General features: G+C 70.2%; 21 protein-coding genes. 7 read left to right on the plus strand and 14 right to left on the minus strand.

The window, feature by feature from the left end; translation table 11 throughout:
- Positions 1-113 precede the first annotated feature (113 nt).
- Genes EAH86_RS09790 through EAH86_RS09800 form a run of 3 tightly spaced genes read left to right on the plus strand, consistent with a single transcriptional unit; the run spans position 114 to position 4713 of the window.
- Complete coding sequence (locus tag EAH86_RS09790; RefSeq protein WP_140739817.1) at positions 114-2609, plus strand: glycoside hydrolase family 3 protein; 2496 nt, start codon at positions 114-116, stop codon at positions 2607-2609.
- A gap of 15 nt (positions 2610-2624) precedes the next feature.
- A complete protein-coding gene (locus EAH86_RS09795) occupies positions 2625-3305 on the plus strand; it encodes a TetR/AcrR family transcriptional regulator (RefSeq protein ID WP_140739820.1) in 681 nt (226 codons plus the stop codon).
- A gap of 28 nt (positions 3306-3333) precedes the next feature.
- Positions 3334-4713 (plus strand): MATE family efflux transporter, encoded by a 1380-nt coding sequence (locus EAH86_RS09800; RefSeq protein WP_241668306.1) that lies wholly within the window; start codon positions 3334-3336, stop codon positions 4711-4713.
- A gap of 155 nt (positions 4714-4868) precedes the next feature.
- Here EAH86_RS09800 and EAH86_RS09805 read toward each other — a convergent pair whose 3' ends face one another.
- The gene (locus tag EAH86_RS09805; RefSeq protein WP_140739823.1) at positions 4869-6395 is read right to left on the minus strand and encodes a gamma-glutamyltransferase; all 1527 of its coding nucleotides are present in this window, start codon (positions 6393-6395) and stop codon (positions 4869-4871) included.
- 99 nt (positions 6396-6494) lie between these two features.
- Between EAH86_RS09805 and EAH86_RS09810 the strand changes: the two genes are divergently transcribed.
- Positions 6495-7235 (plus strand): sulfite exporter TauE/SafE family protein, encoded by a 741-nt coding sequence (locus tag EAH86_RS09810; RefSeq protein ID WP_140739826.1) that lies wholly within the window; start codon positions 6495-6497, stop codon positions 7233-7235.
- Here EAH86_RS09810 and iolD read toward each other — a convergent pair.
- Genes iolD through EAH86_RS09840 form a run of 6 tightly spaced genes read right to left on the minus strand, consistent with a single transcriptional unit; the run spans position 7232 to position 13917 of the window.
- On the minus strand, positions 7232-9190 hold the full coding sequence (iolD, locus tag EAH86_RS09815; protein WP_140739829.1) for a 3D-(3,5/4)-trihydroxycyclohexane-1,2-dione acylhydrolase (decyclizing): 1959 nt from the start codon (positions 9188-9190) through the stop codon (positions 7232-7234). The two genes, EAH86_RS09810 and iolD, sit on opposite strands and share 4 nt — an antisense overlap.
- Positions 9187-10107 carry a 5-deoxy-glucuronate isomerase gene (gene iolB / locus EAH86_RS09820; RefSeq protein ID WP_140739832.1) on the minus strand — a complete coding sequence of 307 codons (921 nt, stop codon included), beginning with the start codon at positions 10105-10107 and terminating at the stop codon, positions 9187-9189. Before iolB ends, iolD begins: the two co-directional genes overlap by 4 nt.
- Positions 10104-11000 (minus strand): Cgl0159 family (beta/alpha)8-fold protein, encoded by an 897-nt coding sequence (locus tag EAH86_RS09825; RefSeq protein WP_140739835.1) that lies wholly within the window; start codon positions 10998-11000, stop codon positions 10104-10106. The genes iolB and EAH86_RS09825 overlap by 4 nt, the downstream gene beginning before the upstream one ends.
- The gene (iolC, locus tag EAH86_RS09830) at positions 10997-12004 is read right to left on the minus strand and encodes a 5-dehydro-2-deoxygluconokinase (protein WP_140739838.1); all 1008 of its coding nucleotides are present in this window, start codon (positions 12002-12004) and stop codon (positions 10997-10999) included. Before iolC ends, EAH86_RS09825 begins: the two co-directional genes overlap by 4 nt.
- A 1-nt stretch (position 12005) precedes the next feature.
- Entirely contained in the window at positions 12006-12911 is a 906-nt protein-coding gene (locus EAH86_RS09835) for a sugar phosphate isomerase/epimerase family protein (RefSeq protein ID WP_140739841.1), read from the minus strand.
- Position 12912: 1 nt separating this feature from the next.
- A complete protein-coding gene (locus EAH86_RS09840) occupies positions 12913-13917 on the minus strand; it encodes a Gfo/Idh/MocA family protein (RefSeq protein WP_140739844.1) in 1005 nt (334 codons plus the stop codon).
- 156 nt (positions 13918-14073) lie between these two features.
- Here EAH86_RS09840 and EAH86_RS09845 point away from each other — a divergent pair, with 156 nt between their 5' ends.
- The gene (locus tag EAH86_RS09845) at positions 14074-14838 is read left to right on the plus strand and encodes a GntR family transcriptional regulator (protein WP_140739847.1); all 765 of its coding nucleotides are present in this window, start codon (positions 14074-14076) and stop codon (positions 14836-14838) included.
- A 121-nt stretch (positions 14839-14959) separates the two neighbouring features.
- Here the strand turns inward: EAH86_RS09845 and EAH86_RS09850 are convergent, their stop codons facing one another.
- From EAH86_RS09850 to EAH86_RS09880, 7 genes are all read right to left on the minus strand, one after another.
- Positions 14960-16549 carry a DUF3352 domain-containing protein gene (locus EAH86_RS09850; RefSeq protein WP_140739850.1) on the minus strand — a complete coding sequence of 530 codons (1590 nt, stop codon included), beginning with the start codon at positions 16547-16549 and terminating at the stop codon, positions 14960-14962.
- A 287-nt stretch (positions 16550-16836) separates the two neighbouring features.
- The gene (rplI, locus tag EAH86_RS09855; RefSeq protein ID WP_140739853.1) at positions 16837-17283 is read right to left on the minus strand and encodes a 50S ribosomal protein L9; all 447 of its coding nucleotides are present in this window, start codon (positions 17281-17283) and stop codon (positions 16837-16839) included.
- Between the two features lie 26 nt (positions 17284-17309).
- Complete coding sequence (gene rpsR / locus EAH86_RS09860; protein WP_056884210.1) at positions 17310-17546, minus strand: 30S ribosomal protein S18; 237 nt, start codon at positions 17544-17546, stop codon at positions 17310-17312.
- A gap of 166 nt (positions 17547-17712) precedes the next feature.
- Positions 17713-18291 (minus strand): single-stranded DNA-binding protein, encoded by a 579-nt coding sequence (locus tag EAH86_RS09865; RefSeq protein WP_140739857.1) that lies wholly within the window; start codon positions 18289-18291, stop codon positions 17713-17715.
- Positions 18292-18358: 67 nt separating this feature from the next.
- Positions 18359-18646: a 30S ribosomal protein S6 gene (rpsF, locus tag EAH86_RS09870; RefSeq protein ID WP_140739860.1), complete on the minus strand. Its 288-nt coding sequence runs from the start codon at positions 18644-18646 to the stop codon at positions 18359-18361.
- 172 nt (positions 18647-18818) lie between these two features.
- On the minus strand, positions 18819-20285 hold the full coding sequence (locus EAH86_RS09875; protein WP_140739863.1) for a glycosyltransferase 87 family protein: 1467 nt from the start codon (positions 20283-20285) through the stop codon (positions 18819-18821).
- Complete coding sequence (locus tag EAH86_RS09880) at positions 20282-22489, minus strand: transglycosylase domain-containing protein (protein WP_161988622.1); 2208 nt, start codon at positions 22487-22489, stop codon at positions 20282-20284. Before EAH86_RS09880 ends, EAH86_RS09875 begins: the two co-directional genes overlap by 4 nt.
- Before the next feature lie 278 nt (positions 22490-22767).
- Here EAH86_RS09880 and EAH86_RS09885 point away from each other — a divergent pair, with 278 nt between their 5' ends.
- On the plus strand, positions 22768-23415 hold the full coding sequence (locus EAH86_RS09885; RefSeq protein ID WP_140739869.1) for a PadR family transcriptional regulator: 648 nt from the start codon (positions 22768-22770) through the stop codon (positions 23413-23415).
- Between the two features lie 13 nt (positions 23416-23428).
- Complete coding sequence (locus tag EAH86_RS09890) at positions 23429-24520, plus strand: inositol-3-phosphate synthase (protein ID WP_140739872.1); 1092 nt, start codon at positions 23429-23431, stop codon at positions 24518-24520.
- The last annotated feature ends 103 nt before the right edge of the window (positions 24521-24623 follow it).

The raw sequence follows: 24623 nt of genomic DNA on the forward strand, positions 1-24623 counted from the left end.
CCGTCATCATGCCAACGCCCACCGACGTCGCACGAGGCCGCCGGTCGTCTCACCTCGTGAAATAGTTAGACCTAACTATTTACGACGAACCCGCGCTCCGCTGCACTGGGTTCGTGACCACCGACCACCAGGCGCTCGTCGCCACCCTCGACCTCGCGACCAAGGTGCGCCTGCTCACCGGCGCCACCTCCTTCACCCTGCACGGTGAGGACTCGATCGGCCTCGCCCCCATGGCCTTCTCCGACGGTCCCACCGGCGTGCGCGGACTCAAGTTCACCGGAGGCGAGGCGGTCGCGCTGTTCCCGAACGCCACCCTCCTCGCGAGCGCCTGGAGCGAGGACACCGCGCGCGAGGTCGGCGAGATGCTCGCCGAGGAAGCTGAGCGGCAACAGATCCACGTCGTCCTCGGACCGACCATCAACCTGCACCGCTCCCCCCTCGGCGGGCGGCTCTTCGAGGCCTACTCCGAGGACCCGCTGCTCACCGGTCGTCTCGCCGCGGCATACGTGCAGGGCTTGCAGGGCAAGGGAATCGGCGCTTGTCTCAAGCACCTCGTCGCCAATGAGTCCGAGACGCTCCGCAACTACATGAACTCCGTCGTCAGCGAAGAGGCGCTGCGCGAGGTCTACCTCCTGCCGTTCGAGATCGCGGTCGACGATGCGCAGCCGTGGTCGATCATGGCCGCGTACAACGACATCAACGGGGCCGCCGCCACCGAGCATGACCACGTCAACAACGAGGTGGTCAAGGGCGAGTGGGGCTGGGACGGCCTGCTCATGAGCGACTGGTTCGCGACCAAGACCTCGGCTCCAGCGGCGCTCGGCGGGCTCGACCTCGTCATGCCCGGCCCGGACGGGCCGTGGGGCGAGGCCCTGGTAGCCGACGTCGAGTCGGGTGCCGTGCCCGAGTCGGTGATCGACGAGCACGTATGCCGGTTGCTCCTGCTCGCGGAGCGGGTCGGCGCACTCGGTGGTCCCGACGCCCACCGGTCGTGGCCCTCGGACTCGGTCGCGCCGGACGCCCCCTCGCGCCAGGCGCAGCTGCGCCGGCTCGCCACTGACGGCATGGTGGTCCTCCGGAACGAGGGTGATGTCCTTCCGCTGACCGGGGCCGGCACCGTCGCGCTGATCGGACGGCATGCGGTGGAGACGGTCTGCATGGGCGGCGGTTCTGCGCAGGTGAACCCGCCCTACCAGGTGTCCATCGCCGAAGGTCTGGGTGCCGCGATCGGCGACCGGCTCACCGTCGTGGACGGCGTAGAGGTCCGCGAACGACCGCTGCCGGCATCGCGATCCGCCATCCGCGACCCCGAGACCGGCACTCCCGGCATGCGCGTCGAGCACCTCGACGCCGACGGCCAGGTGATGCTCTCCGAACACGTCGACAGTGCCGATGTCACGACCGGGTGGGACCACGCCCTGCCGCGTCCCACGGAGCAGCTGCGCCTGCGCGCCGAGCTCGTCGACGGCGGCCACGTGCGGCTGGGCGGCCTGGGCACCGGCCGCTGGCAGGTCAGCCTCGACGGCGTCGACCTCGGTAGTGCGGACCTCGCCTCCAGCGGTGCAGATCCCGGCGAGGGCATGTTCAAGCCGCCGCACTGGACCGCCGACGTCGACGCTGCGCCTGGCTCGCTGGTCGAGGCCGTGCTGACCATCCTGCGCTCCGACCCCCGACCCGGACCGGACGGCAAGCTGAGCACGCTGTCCCACGTCCTCGCCTCCGGCATGGGCGTCAAGTCGCTCGTGGCCGGCCCGGTGCCTCCGCCGTCGGCCGACGTGATCGCCGGAGCCGTCGAGGCCGCACGCGGCGCCGAGGTCGCCGTGGTCGTCGTCGGGCTCACCCCCGAGCAGGAGACCGAGGGAACCGACAAGACCACCCTTGCCCTGCCGGGAGAGCAGGACGCGATGGTGGCGGCAGTCGCCGCTGTTGCTGGGCGCACCGTCGTCGTCGTGAACGCTGCCACGCCGGTGCTGATGCCGTGGGCCGACGAGGTCGAGGCGATCCTCGTCGTCGGGCTGCCGGGCCAGGAGGGCGGTCACGCAGTGGCTGACGCGCTGCTCGGCGCGCGCGAGCCGGCCGGTCGGCTGGTCACGTCGTGGCCGGCAGCCGACGGTGCGGCCCCTGCCTGGGAGGTCGAACCCACCGACCTGCAGCTCGACTACACCGACGGGACCTTCGTCGGCTACCGCGGCTTCCACGCCGGCCGGGCAGACGCTCCCGCCTACTGGCTGGGTGCCGGCAACGGCTACGGGTCGTGGGAGTACGAGTCCGCCGAGCTGGTCGCGGCCAGCGCAGAGGCGGGCGGCGCCGGCGCTGACAGCGCTCCGACGGTGGCAGTCACGGTGCGCAACAGCTCAGACCGGGACTCGCGCGAGCTGGTGCAGGTCTACTTCCAGCCGACCGAGAGCGACCAGCCGGTGCGGCTGGTCGGCTGGGCCACCGTAGCGGTGGCGGCCGGCGCCAGCGCGTCCGTCGACGTCACCGCAGAAGGCAGGCTGTGGCGTCGCTGGGACACCGAAGCCGGTGGCTGGGGCACCCCGCTCTCGGGCGGAGAGCTGCTCATCGCCCGCGGCCTCGGCGACATCCGAGCCACCCTCCCGCTGGCCTAGCGGGACGCGGCGACGGTGAGCACCCGGCATCCGGTGACCGGCACGGCGGCGCCCGCGGACTCGACTCCCGCCAGACGTGGCCGCGGCAGACCCAAGGGCGCTGCGGGCGCGGGCGAGACGCGGGAGCGGATCGTCGCGGCGGCGGCCGACCTGTTCGCCGAGCGGGGGTTCCACGCGACGCCGATGACCGGGATCGCAGTCGCATCGGGGCTGAGCCAGACCGGTCTGCTGCACCACTTCGCCTCCAAGGAGGACCTGCTCGCGGCCGTCCTCGAGCAGCGCGACACCAGGGACGTGGAGGCCCTGTCGGCCAGGCGAGCAGTGCCGGCTCGTGGCTGGGAGGTCTACGACGACATGGTCGAGCTGGTCCGCCTCAACGCCGAGCGGGAGGCGCTCGTGCGGCTGTTCACGAACCTGGCCGGCGAGGCGGTCGACCGCACCCACCCAGGGCACGACTGGCTGCGCCGGCACCACGCGGTTGCCGTCGACTCGCTAACCCGCGGGCTGACCGAGGCCGTCGCGGACGGCACGGCGGACCCCGAGGTCCCGGCGTGGACCATCGCCCGACAGTTCGTCGCGCTGATGGACGGGCTGCAGCTGCAGTGGTTGATGGCGCCCGAGGAGGTGGACATGGCCGCCGACGTCGCGGCCCATCTCGCAACGGTGCGCGACCGCTGGGCGACCACGGCCGGTTAGCCGCGCGCCCAACCGTTAGCGTTGCGCGGTGAGCAGAGGGGGTCGGAGCGCGGGAGCGGCGCGGAGCAGTGGGCGGGGTTCGGCGCAGAGCCGCGACATCCTGCGGCTGGCGGTTCCGGCATTCCTCGCGCTCGTGGCCGAGCCGCTGTTCCTGCTCGCCGACTCCGCGATCATCGGGCACCTCGGGACCGCCCAGCTGGCGGGCCTCGGGGTCGCCAGTGCCACCCTGATCACGGCGGCCAACATCTTCGTGTTCCTCGCCTATGGCACCACCTCGATCGTCTCCCGCCAGATCGGGGCGGGCAGCGAGCGCGGCGCCCTCGAGGCGGGCATCGACGGCACCTGGCTCGCAGTCGGCCTCGGCGCCCTCACCTCCGTGGCCGTGGCCCTGGCCGCCGAACCGCTCTGCCGCGTCTTCGGCGCGTCCGACGACGCGATCGGGTATGCCGCGACGTACCTTCGCATCTCGGCCCTCGGCATCCCGGCGATGCTGGTGGCGTTGGCCGCCACCGGTGTGCTCCGCGGGTTGCAGGACACCCGGACCCCGCTGGTGGCGTCAGTGGTCGGGTTCTCGTCCAACGTCGTGCTCAACCTGCTGTTCGTCTACGGGTTCGGTTGGGGCATCGCGGGATCCGCGTGGGGCACGGTCATCGCCCAGACTGGGATGGCGGTCGGGCTCGTGACCGTGCTGGTCCGGCATTCGCGTCGTGCCGGGGCAACTCTGCACGCGCACCCCGGACGGGTGCTGCGGGCCGCGCTGACCGGCATACCCCTGCTCGTGCGCACCCTCGCGCTGCGCGCGATCCTGCTCGTGACCACCTGGGTGGCCGCGGGTCTCGGTGACGTGCCGCTGGCTTCGCACCAGGTGGCGGCCACGGTCTGGAGCTTCCTCGCGTTCGCCCTCGACGCGCTGGCGATCGCCGCGCAGGCGCTCACGGGCAAGGCGCTTGGCGCCGGCGACGTGGCTGGGGCCCGCGCCGCGACCACCACCATGATCCGGTGGGGTGTCTGGGGTGGAGCGGTGCTGGGGCTGCTGGTGCTGGCCATCCACTCGCTGCTGCCGGCCCTCTTCACCACCGACCCTGCGGTCCGCTCGGCCCTGTCCGCCGCGCTGATCGTGGTCGCACTGGGGCAACCGCTGGCGGGCTACGTCTTCGTCGTCGACGGCGTGCTGATCGGCGCCGGTGACGGGCGATGGCTGGCCGGAGCCATGGCCGCGACCCTCGTGCTCTACCTGCCGTTGGCCATCTGGGTGCACGCCAGCAGTGACGACCTGTTGGCGCAGGGTGCACCCCGCGCGGTGGCCGTCCTGTGGGTCGTGTTCACCGCGTTCATGGCGATCCGCGCCTGCTTCTTCTGGTGGCGGGTCCGGGGCGATGCGTGGGCCGTGACCGGCGCCGCCCGCTGATTCTTTCGCGTCCTTGCCCCCGGCTCGCCGGATGAGCGCAGCTCTGTGCACAGACCTCCCTACTTCTTCGCAGTGACCCGGTCAGTGCGCACTCGATCCAGTGTCTGTGCACAGACCCTGGATCAGCGGGCGGGGGCAAACTGCGGGCAAGCGTGTCAGGCGGAGATGCGGGTGGCTGCCTCGCGCCGAGGGTCGCCCGCCGCGTCGAGAGTCCCGTCGGCGAGCCGTCGAGCGGCCCCGACCCCACCGAAGAACATCGACGTGGTGCCGTGCGAGAACGACTGCAGCCCAAGGCCTTCCACGGCTGCCGACACGGAATCGTCGTCCTCGTGGTCGACGCGCGGCGAACCGTCGTCGAGGATCCGGACGTGCACCCGCGGGGCGTCGATCGCCTCCTGCATCGGCAGTCCTTCGAGGCAGTACCGGCCCAGCACCTGCATCAACGCCGTGGTGATCCGGTCCGCACCCGGGCTGCCGATGGCGAGCGCCCCGCCCGACGCGGAGCGGCCCACGGAGGGCGACATGTTGGACGCGAGCCGGGTGCCCGGCGCCAGGGCGTGCAGCCCCAACCGGTTGAGCTCGGGCTCGCCGAGGCAGTTGTTGAGCATCAGGCCCGTGCCGGGAACCGTTGCGCCGGAACCGTATCCGCTCGACGCCGTGATCGCGCAAATGTTGCCGTCGCTGTCGACGACCGAGACGTGCGCAGTCGACGACGAGGTCGGCAGGCTGGCCAGACCGTTGCGGTCGATCGCCTCCAGGAGCGCGTAGCCGTCCTCCTCGAGGTCGGTGGACAGGTCGTGCACCTGGTGCCGGTAGGACAGCACCCGCCGCTGGATGTCGATGATCCGCGACCAGTCCCAGCGCCCGGCCGCCAGCTCGCGCAGCAGCACCGTCAGCATCGGCCCACCCACCGACGGAGGTGGGTTCAGTGCGAGGTCCCACTCCCCCAGGGTGAGGCGCAGCGGCGTGCGGACCACCGCCCGGTATGCCGCGAGGTCGGCTGCAGTGACCAGGCCACCGCGGGCGTCGCTGTCCGCCGCGATGCGGGCGGCGAGGTCCCCGGTGTAGAGCGAGCGAGCCCCCTCGACGCCGATCTGCTCGAGGGTGTCGGCCAGGTCGGGGTTGGTCACCTCCTGGCCCGCAACGACGACGGCTCCGTCGGCTCCCCTCACCAACGGACGAGTGTGCTCGTCCCAGCCGAAGACCGATTCACCGGTGATGGCCAGGTAGCTCGCCGCGGCACCCCCGATGGCATAACCCGTCCGAGCCGCGAGGATGCTCGGCGCCAGCACCTCGCGCCACGGTGCCGCCCCGTGACGGTCGTGGGCGACGCCCAGGGCTGCGAAAGCGCCGGGCGTCGCGACCGAGCCGTGGCCGGCATACAGGGTCAGGCCGCCGCCGTAGGAGGTGTGCACCTCACGCAGCCCCGCGCCGAACCTTTCCGGGTCCTGGCCACGACCGGGCATCTCGACGTTGCCGTCGATCACCTCGGGATCCCCACCGGCCGGCCAGATGCTGACGAAGGCACCACCGGCCGCGGACACGATCCCCGGCTCGGTGGTCATCGCCGACACCATCGCCGCGATGGCCGCGTCCACCGCGTTGCCACCCGCAGCCGCTGCGGCAAGAGCTGCCTCGGCAGACGCCGGACCGGTGGCTGCGACGGCGACGCGTGGGCTCATGGGGTGATTGTGCCAACGACGGCGCTCGGACACATTCCGTGGCCGCGGCGGGCACCTGTCGGCGTAGCGTTGCCGCACCCCGACGAAAGGCCCAGCCAGATGATCACCGCCGCACTGTTGGCTGTGGCGGCCTTGATCGTGGGCTTCTCCAAGACCTCGATCGGCGGCCTGGCCACGATCTCGGTCGCGATCTTCGCGAGCGTCATGCCGGCCAGGCAGTCCACGGCGGCGCTGCTCCTGATCCTGCTCATCGGTGACGTCTTTGCCGTGTGGCACTACCGGAGAGAGTGCGACTGGGGGGTCCTGCGCCGGCTGGTGCCGGCTGTCCTGCCCGGCCTGGCCTTGGGCGCGGCGTTTCTCGCCGTGGTCGATGACGCGCTCCTGCGGCACACCATCGGCGCGATGCTCCTCGTCCTCACCGCCGTGCAGCTGATCCTCACGACCCGCGGCGGCGCCTCCCGTGCGACCGTCCGGGCTCGCGCCCACTCCCGCCCTGCGGCCCTCGTCGCCGGGCTGGCCGCGGGTTTCGCGACGATGACCGCGAACGCCGCCGGTGGTGTGATGACCCTCTACTTCACGGCCCAGGGAGTGCGGAAGCTGCAGTTCCTCGGCACTGGCGCCTGCCTGTTCCTGGGGGTCAACCTCTGCAAGGTTCCCTTCAGCGCGGGCCTGGGGCTGTTCACGATGGACGCCGTGCGGAACGCGCTGCTCCTCGCGCCGCTCGTGCTCCTAGGCGCCTGGGTGGGGCTTCGCACGGCTGCCCGGTTGAGCCAGGCACGGTTCGACGCCGCGGTCCTCGTGGCCACCGGGATCGCGGCCGTGGCCCTGCTGGTGCGCTAGTCCGCGAGCGGCGGGGTCTCGACCGGCGCGACCAGCGGTCGCTGGTCGGCCTTCTGGACCTGGTATGCCGCGTAGGCGGCCTGCGTCGACTCCAGCTCGGACACCGCGCTCACGGGGACGTCCCACCACGCATTGCTGTCCGGGGCATAGACGGTGGGGTCGGTCTCGACATGGATGACCACAGGGCCGCCGTCGGCAGGCGCAGCCTTGGCCTCCTTGACCGCCTGCTCGAGCTCGGCGCGCGAGTGCACCTCGATGACGTGGGCGCCGAGGCTGCGGGCGTTCGCCGCCAGGTCGATGGGCAGTCGGTCGCCCTCGAGCCGTCCGGTGGTGCCGTCGCGGTAGCGGTACTTGGTGCCGAACCGCTGCGACCCCAACGACTCCGACAGCGAGCCGATGGAGTGGAACCCGTGGTTCTGGACGAGGACGACGACGACCTTGACCCGCTCCTGCACGGCGGTCACGAGCTCCGTGGGCATCATGAGATAGCCCCCGTCACCGACCATCGCGAAGACGTCACGGGTCGGGTCAGCAAGTCGGATCCCGATCGATGCGGGCACCTCGTATCCCATGCAGGAGTAGCCGTACTCCACGTGGTACGCCTTGCGGTCGCGCACCCGCCACAGCTTGTGCAGGTCGCCCGGCATCGATCCCGCGGCGCAGAGCACCACGTCCCGCGGGTCGGTCTGTTCGTTGACCACCCCGAGCACCTCGGCCTGGGTCAGCAGTCCCTTCGCGAGGGCGTCCGTGACCTCGCCAGGCGGGTGGTAGGCCACCTCGACCTGCTCGTCCCACGCGCGCCACAGCGTCGCCTGGCGTGCGCGGTAGGCCGGCTCCACGGCATACCCGTCGAGCGCGGCCTCCAGTGCGGTCAGGGCCTCGCGGGCGTCGGCGACGACTGGCAGGCCCGCCTGCTTGCCCGCGTCGAACCGGGCGACGTTGATGTTGACGAACCGAACACCTTTGTCCTGGAAGGCGGTTCGTGATGCGGTGGTGAAGTCGCTCCAGCGCGTGCCGATGCCGATGACCACGTCCGCCTCCGTGGCGAGGGCGTTGGACGCGGTGGTCCCCGTGGAGCCGACGGCTCCCATCAGCTGGGGATGGGCGTGCGGCAGCGATCCCTTCCCGGCCTGGGTCTCCCCCACGGGTATGCCGGTCTGCTCGCAGAGCGCGCGCAGCGCGGCTTCTGCACCTGAGTAGTGGACTCCGCCCCCGGCCACGATGAACGGCCTTGCGGCAGCACGGATCAGCGCCGCGGCGTCGGCGATGTCAACGGCCTCCGGCACAGGGCGGGCGATGCGCCATACCCTCTCAGCGAAGAGCTCGACCGGCCAGTCGAACGCCTCGGCCTGCACGTCCTGCGGCAGGGCGATCGTCACGGCCCCGGTGGCGGCGGGGTCAGTGAGCACCCGCATGGCAGCCAGCAGGGCAGAGGGCAGCTGCTCCGGTCGGTTGACCCGGTCGAAGAACGCCGACAGCGGCCGGAACGCATCGTTGACGGTGACGTCGGCGGCATACGGCTGCTCGAGCTCCTGCAGCACCGGACCGGAGACCCGCGTGGCAAAGGTTCCCGCCGGCAGCAGCAGGACCGGGATCCGGTTGATCGTCGCGAGCGCCGCGCCGGTCAGCATGTTGGTCGAGCCAGGTCCGACGGAGGCCGAGCACGCCCACGTTTGGAGTCGGTCCTTCTGCCGCGCGTAGCCGACGGCGGTGTGCACCATCGCCTGTTCGTTGCGCGCCAGCACGTAGGGCAGGTGCTGGTCGTGGCCGGGCGAGTCGTCACCGAGCTCACCCTGCAGCAGGGCCTGACCGATCCCGGCCACGTTGCCGTGACCGAAGATGCCGAAGCAGCCGGCGAACAGCTTCTGCCGCTCACCGTCGCGTTCGGTCCACTGCTGGGACAGGAACCGCACCACGGCCTGGGCGACCGTGAGCCGGACGGTCTCCTGCGTCATCGAGTGCCTCCAAGGGGGAGTCGGGGGTCCACGGCCTGGTCGTCCCACGTGGCGCGGACCCAGGTGTGGGCAGGATCGTCGCAGATCAGCCACGCCCGCTCGGCACCCGGACCAGCCATCACGTTGAGGTAGTAGAGGTCGTAGCCGGGGGCAGCCATGGCCGGCCCGTGCCAGCCGTGAGGGACGAGGACCACGTCCCCGGTGCGGACCTCCGCCAGGACGTCGATCGGCCGCTCATCGGTGCCGTAGACCCGTTGGTAGCCAACGGGATCCGCACCGTCGCGCGCCATCCCGCCGCGCGACAAACCACCCGACTCGACCTGCACCTCGAAGTAGTAGATCTCCTCGAGCTCGGTCTCGACACCCGGCCGCTCCTCGTCGTGCTTGTGGGGCGGGAAGGAGCTCCAGTTGCCCGCCGGGGTGACGACCTCGCAGGCGATGATCGAGTCGGCGACGAGGACCCCGGGGATGGCGAAGTTGCGCACCTCGCGGCTCGCCGTCCCCGCCCCCCGCAGCTCGACCGGCACCTCCGCGACGGGCAGGTGCCGGAACGACGGCGTGTGCGGCTCGCTCGCCCGCGCGGCGCAGACAGCCACCTTCGCCGGTCCACCGGTGGCGGTGACGGACAGGCCTCGGCCGCTCGCGACATACGCCACGTCGGTCGCACCGGCGAAGACCGAGCGGCGACCGGCGAGCTGGGCGCGGTCCCCATCGGACTCGACCAGGACGGAACCTGACAGGGGGACGACGACGTGCTCCCAGTCGCCGGCCGCGACCCCCCGGCTCTGGCCTTCCGCGAGCGACGCGACGAGCAGGCCGGTGTGCTGCCAGCCGTCGGTCGCTGAGTCGACGACGACGTCCCAGCCGCCGCGACCCGAAGAGCCCAGGGGCAGCACCCAGCGCCCGTTGTCGTTCACCGGCCCACCCCGTGGACCAGCTCACCGGCGATGTCGACGGCCGCCGCCACGTCGTCGTCGGGCGGGTAGAGCAACGCACGACCGACGACCAGGCCACGCACCGGCGGCAGTTCGAGGGCGTGTCCCCACGAGGCATACGTGTCGTGCGGATCTCCCTGCGGGTCACCGCCGAGGAGCAGGGTCGGCAGGGTGGTCGCGTCCATGACCCGGTCGAGCTCGTCGACGACGGGCAGCTTGAGCCACGTGTACGCGCTCGAGGCCCCCAGACCGGAGGCGATGTGGATCGACTTGATGGTGGAGTCCGGGTCGAGCAGGTTGACGATCCGCCCGTCCCGGCGCGTCGACAGGAAGGGCTCGACCATCGCCATCAGGCCGTGCTCGGCCAGCTCGGTCACCGCCCGGGCGCTGGCCTCGAGGGTGGCCGCGGTGCCCGCGTCGTCCAGGGCGATCCGGGTGAGCATCTTGCCGCCGTCCAGTCCGTTGGCGGCAAGGTCTGCGGCACGGTATGCCGTGAACCGGTCGTCGAGCTCGAAGGTCGCCCCCTGCAGCCCGCCCCGGTTCATCGAGCCGATGGCGACCTTTCCCTCGAGGGCGCCCAGCAGCAGCAGGTCGTCGAGGATGTCGGGGGTTCCGAGCACTCCGTCGACCCCCGGCCGCGAGACCGCGGTGACGAGCCGGTCCAGCAGGTCGCTACGACTGGCCATCGCCGTGCTGTCCCCGCGAACCCCCAGAGCACCGCGGGCAGGGTGGTCGGCCGCCACGATGAGCAGTCGGCCGTCCTGGCCGAGGAGGTCCCGGCGGGTGCGCGCCTGCCAGGCGTTGCCGATGCGGTGTGGCTCCCGGGCCCGGATCTCGGTCAGGTCCGCGACGGCCAGCGGGCTGCCTGCGCTCATCGCGCGTCCCCCGTACCTGTGGAGAGGCGGTGTCGGGCCAGGGTTTCCTCGACCTCTCGCTCGGTGGGCATGGCGGTCGAGCACTCGAGCTTGGACGCGACGATGGCGCCCGCCACGTTGGCGAACTCGAGGGTCCGGCGCAGGTCCCAGCCCTGGAGGAGCCCGTGGCACAGCGCTCCTCCGAAGGCGTCGCCGGCTCCCAGCCCGTTGACGACCTGGATCGGGAAGGTCGCCACCTCGACCCGCTCGTCCCGGGTCGCCGCGAGCACACCCTTCGGTCCCTGCTTGACGATGGCGAGCTCCACCCCACGCTCGAGCAGGGCATCAGCGGCGCGGTGCGGCTCGAGCTCCCCGACGGCCATCTCGCACTCCTCGCGGTTGCCGACCGCCACGCTGACGTGTTCGAGGGCCCTGCCGACCTGCTCGCTGGCCTCCTCGGGGCTCTGCCAGAACATGGGGCGGTAGTCGAGGTCGAGGATGGTGTGCTCGCGCCGCCCACGGGCCTGCCAGGCCGCGAAGTGCGCGCTGCGGCTCGGCTCCTGGGAGAGTCCGGTGACCGTGGACCAGTAGATGCGGGCAGCGGCGATGGCTTCGGTGGGGAGCTCCTCCGCCTCGATCATCAGGTCGGGAGCGATCGGGTACCGGTAGAAGTAGAGCGGGAAGTCGTCCGGGGGGAACACCTCGCAGAAGGTGACCGGCGTCGGCGGCCCCGCGACCGCACTCACGAACGAGTCGTCGACGCCGAACCCGCGCAGCGCCTGGTGCACGAACCGGCCGAAGGCGTCCTCACCCGTGCGGGTGACCAGGGCGACGCGGTGGTCGTAGCGCGCGGTCGCCACCGCGACGTTGGTGGCGCTGCCCCCGAGGAACTTCTCGAAGGTGCGCACGTCCTCCAGGCCGACGCCGTGCTGGAGGGGGTAGATGTCGACCCCCGTGCGGCCGATCACCACGACGTCGTATGCCGCGTGGTCCCCCTGGGCGTGCGGGTCCGAGGTGGTGTCCACGTCAGATCCCCACGCCGGAGTGCTGGGCCGCGAGGGCCAACAGGTAGTAGTAGCTGGTCCGGACGTCGGCCACCGGACCCTCGTCGTCGTCCATCGGCGGGCCGGGCAGGATGGTGTCCTGCTCCAGGACGTACCAGCCGGCATACCCGGCATCCTCCAGCGCCCCCACGATGGCGGCGATGTCTACGTCGCCCTGACCGAGCGGCACGTACATTCCGGCGGCCACGCCTTCGGTGTAGGACAGATCCCCTGACTGCACCCGGCGCGCCACGTCCAGCCGGACGTCCTTGAGGTGGGCGTGGGCGATCCGGCCCGGGTGCTCACGGGCGATCCGGACCGGGTCACCGCCCCCGATGAGCAGGTGGCCGGTGTCGAGACAGAGGCCGATGGAGCTGCCGGTGAGGACCCGTTCGGTCTCCTCGCCGCTTTCCACCATGGTGCCGACGTGCGGGTGGAGGGTGGCCGTGAGCCCGCGCGCTGCGGCGGCCGCGGCCAGCCGGTCGAGGTTCGCGAGCAGGGTGACCCAACCACCGTCGTCGAGATCGGGACGTCGGTCGTAGCCCTCGCGTCCCGTCGCCGCGGCAAGGACGACCGTCGACGCCTCCGCCGCCACGAGTCCCTCCATGGCGGCCTCGACCTCGGGCAGCGGGTCGTGGGCCGGGTCATGGAGCACAACCGGGACGAACTGGCCGACCGCCTGCAGGCCGTGCTCGCGCAGCGTCTGAGCCTTGTCCTCGGGTGCATCGGGCAGGAAGCCGTCGGGTCCGAACTCCGTTGCGGCGACACCGAGCTCGTTCATCTGCGCGAGAACGGTGCCGGCTGCGAGCTGGTGACCCCAGCCAGGCACCTCGCAGACCCCCCAGGAGATGGGCGCCGCCGCAATGCGGTCGGAGAGGGGAGAGAACATGTCAGCCGCCCTTGATCTCGGAGAGGTCGACCGGGCGCCGCTCGGACCGCGACAGCTCGCAGGCCTCAGCGGTGCGGAAGGCCTGAAGCGCATCGTCCACCGTGCACGGGCTCGGGATGGTGCCGGCCGCGACCTCGAAGAACGCCGTGAGCTCGGCGCGGTAGGCCGGCAGGAACCGCTCCATGAACGACCACTTCTGCGGACCGTGCGGGAACTCGACGCCGGCCTCCATGGAGCGCAGGGCGAGCGAGTCGTCGAGCCCTACGGCCACCGCGCCCTTCTCACCCATCACCTCCATGCGCACGTCGTGACCGCCGCCGTTGTACCGGGTGGACGAGACCGTGACGAGCGTGCCGTCGTCCAGCGTCAGGATCGCCGCACCGGTGTCGATGTCACCCGCCTCGGTGAAGAAGGGGGCTCCCTTGTTGGCGCCGGTGGCATAGACCGAGGCCACCTCGCGGCCGGTGACGAACCGGATGATGTCGAAGTCGTGGATGTTGCAGTCCCGGAAGATCCCACCGCTGGTGGGGACGTACGCGGCGTGCGGCGGCGCCTGGTCGTGGGTGAGGGCGCGGATGCTGTGGATGAAGCCCAGCTCACCGGACTCGACCGCGGCCTTGGCATTTCGGTAGCCGACGTCGAAACGACGCTGGAACCCGACGTGGACGGGCACGTCCGTGTGGGTGGCGAGGTGGGCCAGCTCGATCGTCTCGTCCAGGGTCGCGGCCACCGGCTTCTCGCAGAAGGTCGCGATGCCGGCTTCGATCCCTTTGCGCAGGAGCGGGGCATGGCCGGGGGTCGCGGTGGCGATGACGAGTCCGTCGATCCCTGACTGCAGCAGCGCTTCCGCGTCAGCAGCGAACTCGAGGCCTTGGTCGGCCGCCACCCGCTGGGCCTGCTCCGTGTTGGCGTCCGTGACGACGACCTGCTCGACGGCATCCAGCCCCCTGAGGGTCTCGGCATGGAAGGCTCCGATCCGCCCCACCCCAACCAGCCCAATGCGCATGTCCGCCATCCGTTCCTACCGTTGTCCCGGAGGCGCCGAGAACGGTCCGCGCGGGATGCGTGGACCGTTGCCTTCCGTCGGCGCCAACACTGCTCTTCCGCCATCCGCCTGTCAACCAAATGTCAGGACATTCTCACGTCCGCAGGTCCTCACCACATGTCGAGACAGGGTTACAGTGCACTCGTGGCCAAACAACTCGCCGTGACGATCGACCGGTCCTCACCGGTGCCGCTGTACCACCAGCTCGCCCAGCAGCTGAGCGGCGCCGTCAACAGCGGCGAGCTCCAGCCGGGAGACCCCTTCGAGAACGAGGTCGCGCTCGGGGAACGCCTCAGCCTCTCCCGGCCGACCGTGCGCCGTGCCATCCAGGAGCTCGTGGACCAAGGACTGCTCCTGCGTCGCCGCGGGCTCGGCACGACAGTGGCGGCGCGGAAGGTGCATCGCCGGGCCGAGCTGACCAGCCTGTGGGATGACCTGGCCAGGGACGGTGGCCACCCCGCGACCCGCGTACTCGCCCATGAGCTCGTCGAGGACGAGCAGGTCGCGCTGGCACTCGACCTGCCAGCCACCACGGTCTTCCTCTCCGTGGTGCGGCTGCGCAGCTCGGGCGCGACACCCTTGGCGGTGATGCAGAACTGGTTGCCCCCGGGGCTGAACGACCTCAGTCGGGAGGACCTCGAGGAGCGCGGCCTGTACGCCCTGCTGCGCGAGCGAGGTGTCCGCCCCGTCGTCGCCCACCAGCGCATCGGCGCCCGGATGCCCACCTCCGCCGAGCGTCGCCACCTGGCGATCCGAGGGAGCGAACCGGTCCTCACGATGACGCGCAGCGCGTTCGACGCAGAGGGCCGACCCGTGGAGTACGGCGACCACTGCTACACGGCGTCGGCCTACAGCATCGACGTCCAGATCGACGAGCGCTGACCAACCCCGAGAGGTGGCCCCCACCTGGTGAGCAACGACCAGGGCTTCAGCCTCCCCTGCTTGACCAAAGACCCCGGGGTTCGGCCGCCCGCCGCGTGGGCGGACGACCGTCCCCGCTGACCTACTTCGTGGTCAGCCGCAGCGAGAAGTCCGACGACCCGCCGTCGCCGGTCACGCTGAACCCCAACGCCGACAACGCACCCAGGTTCTTCGCCTCGTCGGCGGGGACCTCGTCCTTGAATGCTGTGAGGAGGCCGGCGATGTCGACGTAGCCGACGATCTGGGCCTTGCCGGAGTCCTTGACCGCCTCCTTGAAGCCGGCGGTGTCACCCAGTCCGGAGCCCGAGGCGATCTCGTCGGCGTAGTCGTCGGTCAAGGAGACGACAGTGCGGTCACCCGCCGACTTCAGCGTCAACGCACCCCCACCCGACGGCTCGACGGAGCCCATCAGCTCACCCGCGGAGTCCGCGAGCTTCTGCAGGACGGCCTTGTCACCGTTGCTGACAACCGCCACCTTCAGGTCGCTCGCGTCAGCACCCAGGCCGCCGAAGGCGACCGAGAACTGGCTGCCGAGCGCGGCATACAGGTCGTCGGGAAGCTTGATGCCCAGCGCGTCCTGCGCCTGCGCAAGCCCGTCGGTGAACTCCTGGTCTCCCGCCATGCTCTTGAAGCCCTTCTCCAGCTCGGGCCAGCCGGCCTTGAGCTGGTCGCCCGCATTGGCGACCGTCACCGCGGCCAGGGTGTCCTTGGGCAGCGCCTCGATCGAGCTTGCGGTCGCCTTGCCGGCGAAGCTGGTGGTCCCGCCGCTGGTGTGACCCGCGAGCTCGAGGTGTGGTCCGTCGAACCGCAGGGCCACCGCGACGCGTCCCTTGCCGACCCCGCCGGTGCTCGAGGGGCTAGCACCCATCAGGCTGCCGGGGATCGCACCGAAGAGCCCGCCAGACGCTCCACCGAGCAGGCCGTCGGCCTTGCCTGCGTCGAACCAGGAGGCGGCCACGCCGTCCTCGCCGAGCTCAGCCATGTCCTTGGCGAAGTTCGTCGAGTCCGCCAGGGTCCCCTTCGCGGTGGCACTGACGACGCCGGCCAGCTTCTTCGTGGTGTCGGTGCACACTGCGTAGGCCTCGAGGACCTGGCAGGCGCCCCCCGTCGCGTCCGTGAGCTTGGGCAGGCTCGCCTCCGCCTTGCCCTTGTCGGTGACCGCCAGCGCGACGACGACGGTGGGCTTGGACGAGCCATCCGCCCCGGGGACGGCGCCGACCCCGATGCGCTGGCCCAGCCAGGGCTCGATGTCCTTGGCGTAGTCGATCCCCTTGAGCTGGCCGTCCTCCTCCAGAGCCTTGATGATGACCTCGCGCAGGTCGGAGTCGTCCTTGACCTTGCCCTCGGCGGCGGGGAACCTGCGGACGAACCGGATCGCGTCGAGCTTCTGGCCAGCCGCGGGGTCGAGGTCGACCTTGGCGAAGGCGATGGTCGTCCCCGGCATGACGGACTCGGGCTGGGCGCCGCCACCGCTGACCTGGTTGAAGACCACGGCGCCACCAGCTCCCACGGCCACGATGGCCAGGATGCCGCCGACCAGGGCGATAGTGCGGCCGCGGCCACCAGCCGGGCGCGGCTGCTCCTGCGGCACGGCTGCCCCGCTGGGCACGGCTGCCTCGCTGGGCGCGGTGTGACGGACAGGCGGTTCGAACAGGTTCTCGGGCGTGCTCATGGTGCGTTCCCCCCAGGGTGAAAGACAGTGCGAAATGTCCCGCGCAGTCTAGGAACGGCCGGCCACCGCCTCGCGCCCGTCGAGAGATGTCGTAACCGGTTCGTGCCCAATTCCACCCGAACGGCTGAACCGCACCCGCAACCCCCGGGGTTCCACCTCTGTTGGAAGTGAAACTGCCGGATATCCGGAACTTTCACTTCCAACACGTCCAGGAAGCCCCGGGCATGGCGAAGGCCCGGCCTCCGCATGTCAGCGGGAGCCGGGCCTTCGTCGGGTGTGGTGCTGGGTCAGCCTGCGACGACGTCGAGGTTCACCTTGGCCTGCACCTCGGGGTGCAGGCGGATGAGCGCCTCGTGCGTGCCGACGGACTTGATCGGGGTGGTGACCTCGATCTTGCGCTTGTCGAGCTCCGGGCCACCGGCCGCCTTGACGGCAGCGGCGATGTCGGCGGTCGAGATGGCACCGAACAGGCGGCCGGAGGCGCCTGCGTGGGCAACCACCTTGACGGCCTTGTTCTCGAGGTTGCCCTTGATCGACTTGGCCTCCTCGAGGGAGTTGATCGCACGGACCTCGCGGCCCTTGTTGATCGAGTCGACCTGCTTCTGCCCGCCCTTGGTCCACGCGGTGGCCAGGCCACGGCGGAACAGGAAGTTGCGGGCGTAGCCGTCCTTGACGTCGACGACGTCACCGGCGGTGCCGAGGCTGGAGACCTCGTGGGTCAGAATCACCTTCATGGTTCAGATCCTCCTAGTGCCCGAGCTCAGCGGGACGAGCTCGAGTAGGGCAGCAGCGCCATTTCGCGGGCGTTCTTGACCGCGGTGGCGATGAGTCGCTGCTCCTGGACGGACACACCGGTCACCCGACGCGCGCGGATCTTGCCGCGATCGGAGATGAACTTGCGCAGCAGCGCAGTGTCCTTGTAGTCGATGTTCTCGACCTTCGCCGCCTTCAGCGGGTTGGCCTTCTTCTTGGGCTTGCGCACAACGGGCTTGGCCATCGTGGTGCTCTCCTTCTGCCGAGATTCTCAGCGGATGAGCCCTGGTCGCCCAGGGATGGTGTGATTCACACTCTGTTGATCGAGCGTGGTCAAACGGTGGGTATGCCGTGTGGCCGGCTTCCCTGCGGAAGCTCACCACCCGGCATACCGAGAGGATCTGAACCGATCAGAAGGGGGGCTCGTCGTAGGACGGCGCTCCGCCGCCCCACCCGCCACCCTGCTGGCCACCGGACTGTTGACCGCCGGATGCCGGGGCTGCCTGCGGACCACCCTGGGAGCCACCGGACGGACCGGTTGCCCACGGGTCTTCCTGCGAGCCGCCCTGACCACCCTGGCCGCCACCCGAGCCGCCGAAGCCGCCACCGCCGCCTGCTCCGCCGCGCTGGGTCTTGTTGACCTTCGCAGTGGCGTAGCGCAGGGACGGGCCGACCTCGTCGACCTCGAGCTCCATGACGGTGCGCTTCTCGCCCTCTTTGGTGTCGTACGAGCGAGACTTCAGGCGACCGGTGACGAGCACGCGAGTGCCCCGCTGGAGCGACTCGGCGACGTTCTCCGCCGCGTCGCGCCACACCGAGCAGCGCATGAACAGCGTTTCGCCGTCCTTCCACTCGTTGGACTGCCGGTCGAACTGCCGCGGCGTGGACGCCACGGTGAAGTTCGCGACGGCAGCACCCGAGGGGGTGAAGCGCAGCTCAGGGTCGCCGGTGATGTTGCCGATGACGGTGATGACGGTGTCGCCAGCCATGGAGCATGTCCCCTGTTCGTTGGTCAGGTCTGGTGGATCTGGTGGTTCAGATGTGGATCGGTGTGGCTCAGGCGCCGGGGCGCAGGAGCTTGGTCCGCATGACCGACTCGTTCAGGCTGAGCTGACGGTCCAGCTCCTTGGCCGTAGCCGGCTCTGCGGTGAAGTTGACGACGGCGTAGATGCCTTCGGCCTTCTTCTTGATCTCGAACGCCAAACGACGACGGCCCCAGATGTCGATGTTGTCGACGGTGCCCTTGTCCTTGGTGACGACGGTGAGGAACTTGTCGAGCGAGGGCGCGACGGTCCGGTCGTCGAGCTCGGGGTCGAGGATGACCATGAGTTCGTACTGACGCATGCTGATAACCCGCCTCCTTTGGTCTGTAGCGGTCACGGCGTTTCCGTGACAGGAGGGTTGCAGTGCGATCCCCCTCGAGCACACCGTCGAGGTATGCCGCGGGGGAACCTGACAAAGAGTACCGGGCCGCACGGACAACGCCGAATCGTTGTCCACAGGCCCTTGGATGCGATCAGGCGAGACGGACCAGCAGGTGGTCCGGGGCGTCGGTGAAGTCGCCGGCGAGCTCGTCGACGACCGCGTCCGAGTCGTCGTCGACACCCGAGTCTGAAGGATCCTCCGTGCCCTGACCCGGATGATCCTTCAGACTCGGAGGACCAAGCGGACCAGTCCCCTCGGTCTCCGGCTCGTCTTCCGGCGCGGGGGCCTCGGCGCGCTGGGCGGCGGTGTGCCAGACCCGCCAGACGAGGTAGCCGACCGCGATCAGGCGCAGGGTGAGGAACACGGCATACCAGCCCGGCGGCAGGCCACGGTCGGGCTTGGACAGGCCCCCGACGTAGATCCACACCGCGACGAAGTGCAGCGCCTCGGCGCCCGCCCACCACAGGTGGTCGCGCCAGCGCAGGCCGCACAACGCCACCAGCGGGAGCAGCCAGAGCGAGGCCTGCACGGGAAAGGCCTTGCCGGTCACGAGGGCGACCGCGACCAGGACCAGGGCGACCTCGGCCAGGGTGGGGCGACGGCGGGTGCTCAGCGCGAAGACCGCACCCATGAGCACCGCGACGATGAGCCCGGCCGCGGTGAGCAGCGTGGTGGCTCCGTTCGGCAGGGGGTGGCCGACCAGCTGCGGGATCATCCACGGCGAGCCGAGGCCGGCGGCGCTGTCCCACCACACCTGGTAGGACCGCAGGATGGCGCCCGGGTTCGCCACCAGGAACGGCAGCAGGACCACTGCCACGGCGCCGGCGGCGGCCGCGAGGGTCCGGCCGACCGCACCGAGGCGGCCGGTGCGCAGCCCGAGGACGACGAGCGCCAGGAGGATCAGCAGCGGGTAGGTGCGGGCGGTGACCGCCAGTCCCAGCAGCGCCCCGGCCAGGGCAGGTCGGCGCCGGCTCCAGGCCCAGATGCCGGCACTGACGAGGGCCACCCCGAAGATGTCGGGCGACAGCATCGCGGTGAGCAGCAGGACCGGACTCAGGGCGAACTGCGCGGCGTTGGTCGAGTGCAGCGGTAGCGAGGCGGCAGTGAGGTAGACGATCGCCACCGCGAGGGCCGTCGCGACCAGGGCCCACAGGGCGAAGTACCAGCGGGTCTGGTCGAGGAAGGAGCCGTCGGGCACCAGACCACCGACCCAGGCCATCACGGCACCGGTGAGCACCGGATGGTCGGCCCGCGCTCCCTCACCGCCGACGTAGGACGCCAGCCCGTTGTCGAGGTTGCCGAGCTGGTAGAGCGCGGGGAGGTCGGAGAAGCAGGCGTGCCAGAACTGGTCGGAGCCGGTCCACCCCTTCTGGATGCAGTGGGCGCGCTCCGCGACGGACAGCGCCATCGTCGCGGCCGTGGCGACCAGCAGCGGCACGACGGTCGCCACCCAGGACATCGCCCGGATGGAGGCGTGCCGCCCCAGGGGCCCGCCGGCGACAGCCAGCGCACCCCCGGGCAGCACGTCCTGCCGCGTTCGGTCGGTCAGTCGCGTCACGGCGCGGCGGTGGTGCCTCGCGGTCGGTCACCGAGCAAGGTGACTGTCCCGCTCGTGGGCGGCGGGGTCGGCAGGGTGGGCTTGCCGGTTCCGTTGGTCTTGGTCTGCGTCGGGGTCGTCGTCGTCGTGGTCGGCGGCGTCGTGGTCGTAGTGGTGGTCGTCGTGCTCGTGCTGCTGGGCGGCGGCGGGGGTGGGGTGTAGACGTTGTCGTCGCCGAGGCCGGCGCGCTTCGGGAAGTCGACGATCTTCTGGCCCTTGAGCGCGACCTCCATGAAGTCGGTCCAGATGTGCAGCGGAACGGTCGCACCGGTCAGCTCGCCGACACCGTTCACGTTGTCCATCGACAGCTCGGCACCGTTCTTGCCGGTGCTGTAGATGCCCACCGCGGTGGCCAGCTGGGGAGTGAAGCCGTTGAACCACGCGGCCTTGTTGTCGGTCGTGGTTCCGGTCTTGCCCGCGACCGGACGACCGAGGATCTGCGCGTACTCGGCGGTGCCGTTCTTGACGACCTGCTGCATGGCGTCGACGGTGTCGGCCGTGACCTCCTTGTCGAAGGCTGCCTTCTTGTTCGGCTTGGCCTTGTAGTCCAGGTCGCCGGGGCCGCCCTTGACGGTGCGGATGAAGTACGGCGCCACGCGGGTGCCCTGCGACGCGATGGTCGCGTACGCGTTCGCCATGTTGGTCACCGTCACGTGCGAGGTGCCGAGCACGTTGGCGTAGTTGGTGCCCAGGCCCTTGGAGGGCAGACCGGCCGTGACGGCCGCGTCGCGGGTCGCCTTGGGCCCGACCTTGATGTTGAGCTGGGCGTAGACGGTGTTCACCGAGTGCCCGGTCGCGGTGCGCAGGTCGATGTTGCCGAACTGCTCGCCGGAGCCCGGCCCGAAGTTGCGGACGCCACCACGGCGCAGGAAGTCGCTGGCGGCCCCCTTGTCCTCGAACTCCTTGAAGTACTGGGGACTCCGACCGTCGAACTTGGTCTTGGTGCTGATCGGCTTGTCCTGCGACAACGCCGCCAGGAGCGCGAAGACCTTGAAGGTCGACCCGGCCTGCATCGTGGCCTGGGTGGCGGTGTTGAACTGTTCCTTCTGGTAGTCAGCACCGCCATACATCGCGACCACTGCGCCGTCGCCCGGCTTGATCGAGGTCAGGCCGACCCGCAGCGTCGAGGTCCCCTTGCCCGTGGGCATCCGGTCCTTGACGGCAGCCACCGCGGCCTTCTGGGCCCGCTGGTCGATCGTGGTGACGATGCGGTAGCCACCCTTGTCGATGTCCTGGTCGGTGAGCTTGAGCTTGGCCTTCAGCTCACGCTTGACCGCGTCGGTGATGAACCCGTTGGGTCCGGAGGTGTTGCGGTTGGGCTGGTACTTCACCAGCGACTTGCTCGGGAACTGCGCCGCGGAACGCTCCGCCGGGGTCAGCCACCCCTCGGTGACCATGCCGTCCATGACGTACTTCCAGCGGGCCTCGGCGTTGGCCTTCTGCGACGCACCGAGACCGGGATCGAAGAACGACGGCCCCTTGACGACGGAGGCCAGCAGGGCACCCTCGGAGGGGGTCAGCTTGGAGACGTCCTTGTTGAAGTAGGCCTTCGACGCCGTCTGGATACCGAACGCGCCGCGGCCGTAGTAGATCGTGTTGAGGTAGTTCTCGAGGATCTGGTCCTTCGACTGCTGCTTGGCGATCTTGATGGAGATGATGATCTCCTTGCCCTTGCGCGACAGCGTCTGGTCCTGCGTCAGGAAGTAGTTCTTGACGTACTGCTGGGTGATCGTCGACCCGCTCTGGGCGGTGCCGCCGCGCAACGTCGTCCAGGCGCCCCGCAGGATGCCGGAGGGGCTGATGCCGGAGTTCTGGTAGAAGTTGCGGTCCTCCGCGGCCAGGTGTGCTTCCTGCACCGGCTTGGGCACCTGCTTGAGGAGCACCGACTCGCGGTTGACCTCACTGATCCGGTCGATCTCGGTCTTGCCGTCGGCGTAGTAGATGATCGAGGCCTGCGCCGAGGCCAGGTCGTTGGGCTTGGGGGCGTCGATCGTCGCGTAGGCGATGAAGAAGGCGATCACCACCAGCAGGAAGCCCGCCAGGGCCGCGATACCGAGCCGCTTGGCCCACCGCTTGCCGGCGCCACCCTCGGGCTTGGCCGCCTTGGCACGGCGAGCCTGACCCTCCTTGGCCTGGGCGCGCGTCTTCGGACGTGAGGTGCTCATGGAACCTTCCAGATCGGCATACAACTGGCGCAGCATGCGGCTCCCAGGCCGCGCCCGCGCGCTGTCAAGTGACGCTCAGTATGACTGCTGACCATGTGAAACGTGCATTCGCGGTCCCCGGCGCGGGGCGAGTCCCACCGTCGACGTCATGGCGCACGGATATATCGGCCCGATATATCTGGTGTACGCTGCTGCCGTCGTCGAACACTCGGGGACCACCCACGAAGACCACCACGGACGAGTCCGTGTGCCGATTGCGAAGGGAGGTGCGAACCCGCATGAGCCGTCGATCCGAACTGCTCGAGTTCGCCGTCCTGGGGCTGCTCCACGAGAGCCCCATGCATGGCTACGAGCTGCGCAAGCGCCTCAACGCTGCGCTCGGCGTCTTCCGTGCCCTGTCCTACGGCACGCTCTACCCCTGCCTGCGGGAACTGCTCGACCGGGGCCTGATCGCCCAGGCCGTCGGCACCCAGCACGCGGCGGCCACCTCTGGTTCCAAGCGCGCCCGCATCGTGTACGAGCTCAGCGCGGACGGCAAGGAGCACTTCCAGGAGCTGGTCAAGGAGGCCGGGCCGACCGCGTGGGAGGACGACACCTTCGACGTCCACTTCGCGTTCTTCGCCCGCACCGAGGCCGAGGTCCGGCTGCGCATCCTCGAGGGACGCCGCAGCCGGCTCGAGGAGCGGCTGGACACCATCCGCACCAGCTCGGCCAAGAACCGCGAGCGCTTCGACACCTACACGGCCGCCCTCGAGCGGCACGGCCTGGACTCCGCCGAGCGTGAGGTCCGCTGGCTCAACGAGCTCATCACCGCCGAGCGGAACGTCCCCGCCCGGGCAACCACGCGGCATACCGCTGCGCCTGCACGACCGTCTTCGCCAGCACAGCAGTCCCACAGCACCACGACCACCACCCCCGAAAAGTAAGAGGAGTCATCCCATGGGATCCGTTCGCGTCGCCATCGTTGGCGTCGGCAACTGCGCCAGCTCGCTGGTCCAGGGTGTCGAGTACTACAAGGACGCCGACCCGGCCGGCAACGTCCCCGGGCTCATGCACGTCAAGTTCGGTGAGTACCACGTCAAGGACGTCGAGTTCGTCGCCGCCTTCGACGTGGATGCCAAGAAGGTCGGCTTCGACCTCTCCGAGGCCATCGGCAACTCCGAGAACAACACCATCCGCATCGCCGACGTGCCGCCCACCGGCGTCACCGTGCAGCGCGGTCACACCTACGACGGCATCGGCAAGTACTACGCCCAGACCATCGAGCAGTCCGACGCCGAGCCCGTGGACATCGTCCAGGTCCTCAAGGACACCAAGGCCGACGTGCTCGTCTCCTACCTCCCGGTGGGCTCCGAGGTCGCCGACAAGTTCTACGCCCAGTGCGCGATCGACGCCGGTGTGGCCTTCGTCAACGCCCTCCCCGTGTTCATCGCGTCCGACCCCGAGTGGGCCGCGAAGTTCGAGGCTGCCGGCGTCCCGGTCATCGGTGACGACATCAAGAGCCAGGTCGGCGCGACCATCACCCATCGCGTGATGGCCAAGCTGTTCGAAGACCGTGGCGTCACGCTGGACCGCACCTACCAGCTCAACGTCGGCGGCAACATGGACTTCAAGAACATGCTCGAGCGCGAGCGCCTCGAGTCCAAGAAGGTCTCCAAGACCCAGGCCGTCACGTCCAACCTGACCGGCGCCCTGGCCGGCCTGACCGACAGCCGCAACGTGCACATCGGCCCGTCCGACTACGTCGCGTGGCTCGACGACCGCAAGTGGGCCTACGTGCGCCTCGAGGGTCGCGCGTTCGGCGACGTGCCGCTGAACCTCGAGTACAAGCTCGAGGTCTGGGACTCGCCCAACTCCGCCGGCATCATCATCGACGCCATCCGGGCGGCCAAGATCGCCAAGGACCGCGGCATCGGCGGCGCGCTGATCAGCGCCTCGTCCTACCTGATGAAGTCCCCGCCCGTGCAGCGCGAGGACACCGAGGGCCGCACCAAGCTCGAGGCCTTCATCGCCGGCACCGAAGAGCGCTGATCACCTAGCGCAACCGAACGGGGCACCTGACCACGTGGTCGGGTGCCCCTTTCGTATGCCGCGTGGCGGCGCAACGACGTGCAGTCACCCCAGCGGTGGGTGC

Source organism: Pedococcus bigeumensis (assembly GCF_006438965.1).
Taxonomy (GTDB): domain Bacteria; phylum Actinomycetota; class Actinomycetes; order Actinomycetales; family Dermatophilaceae; genus Pedococcus; species Pedococcus bigeumensis_A.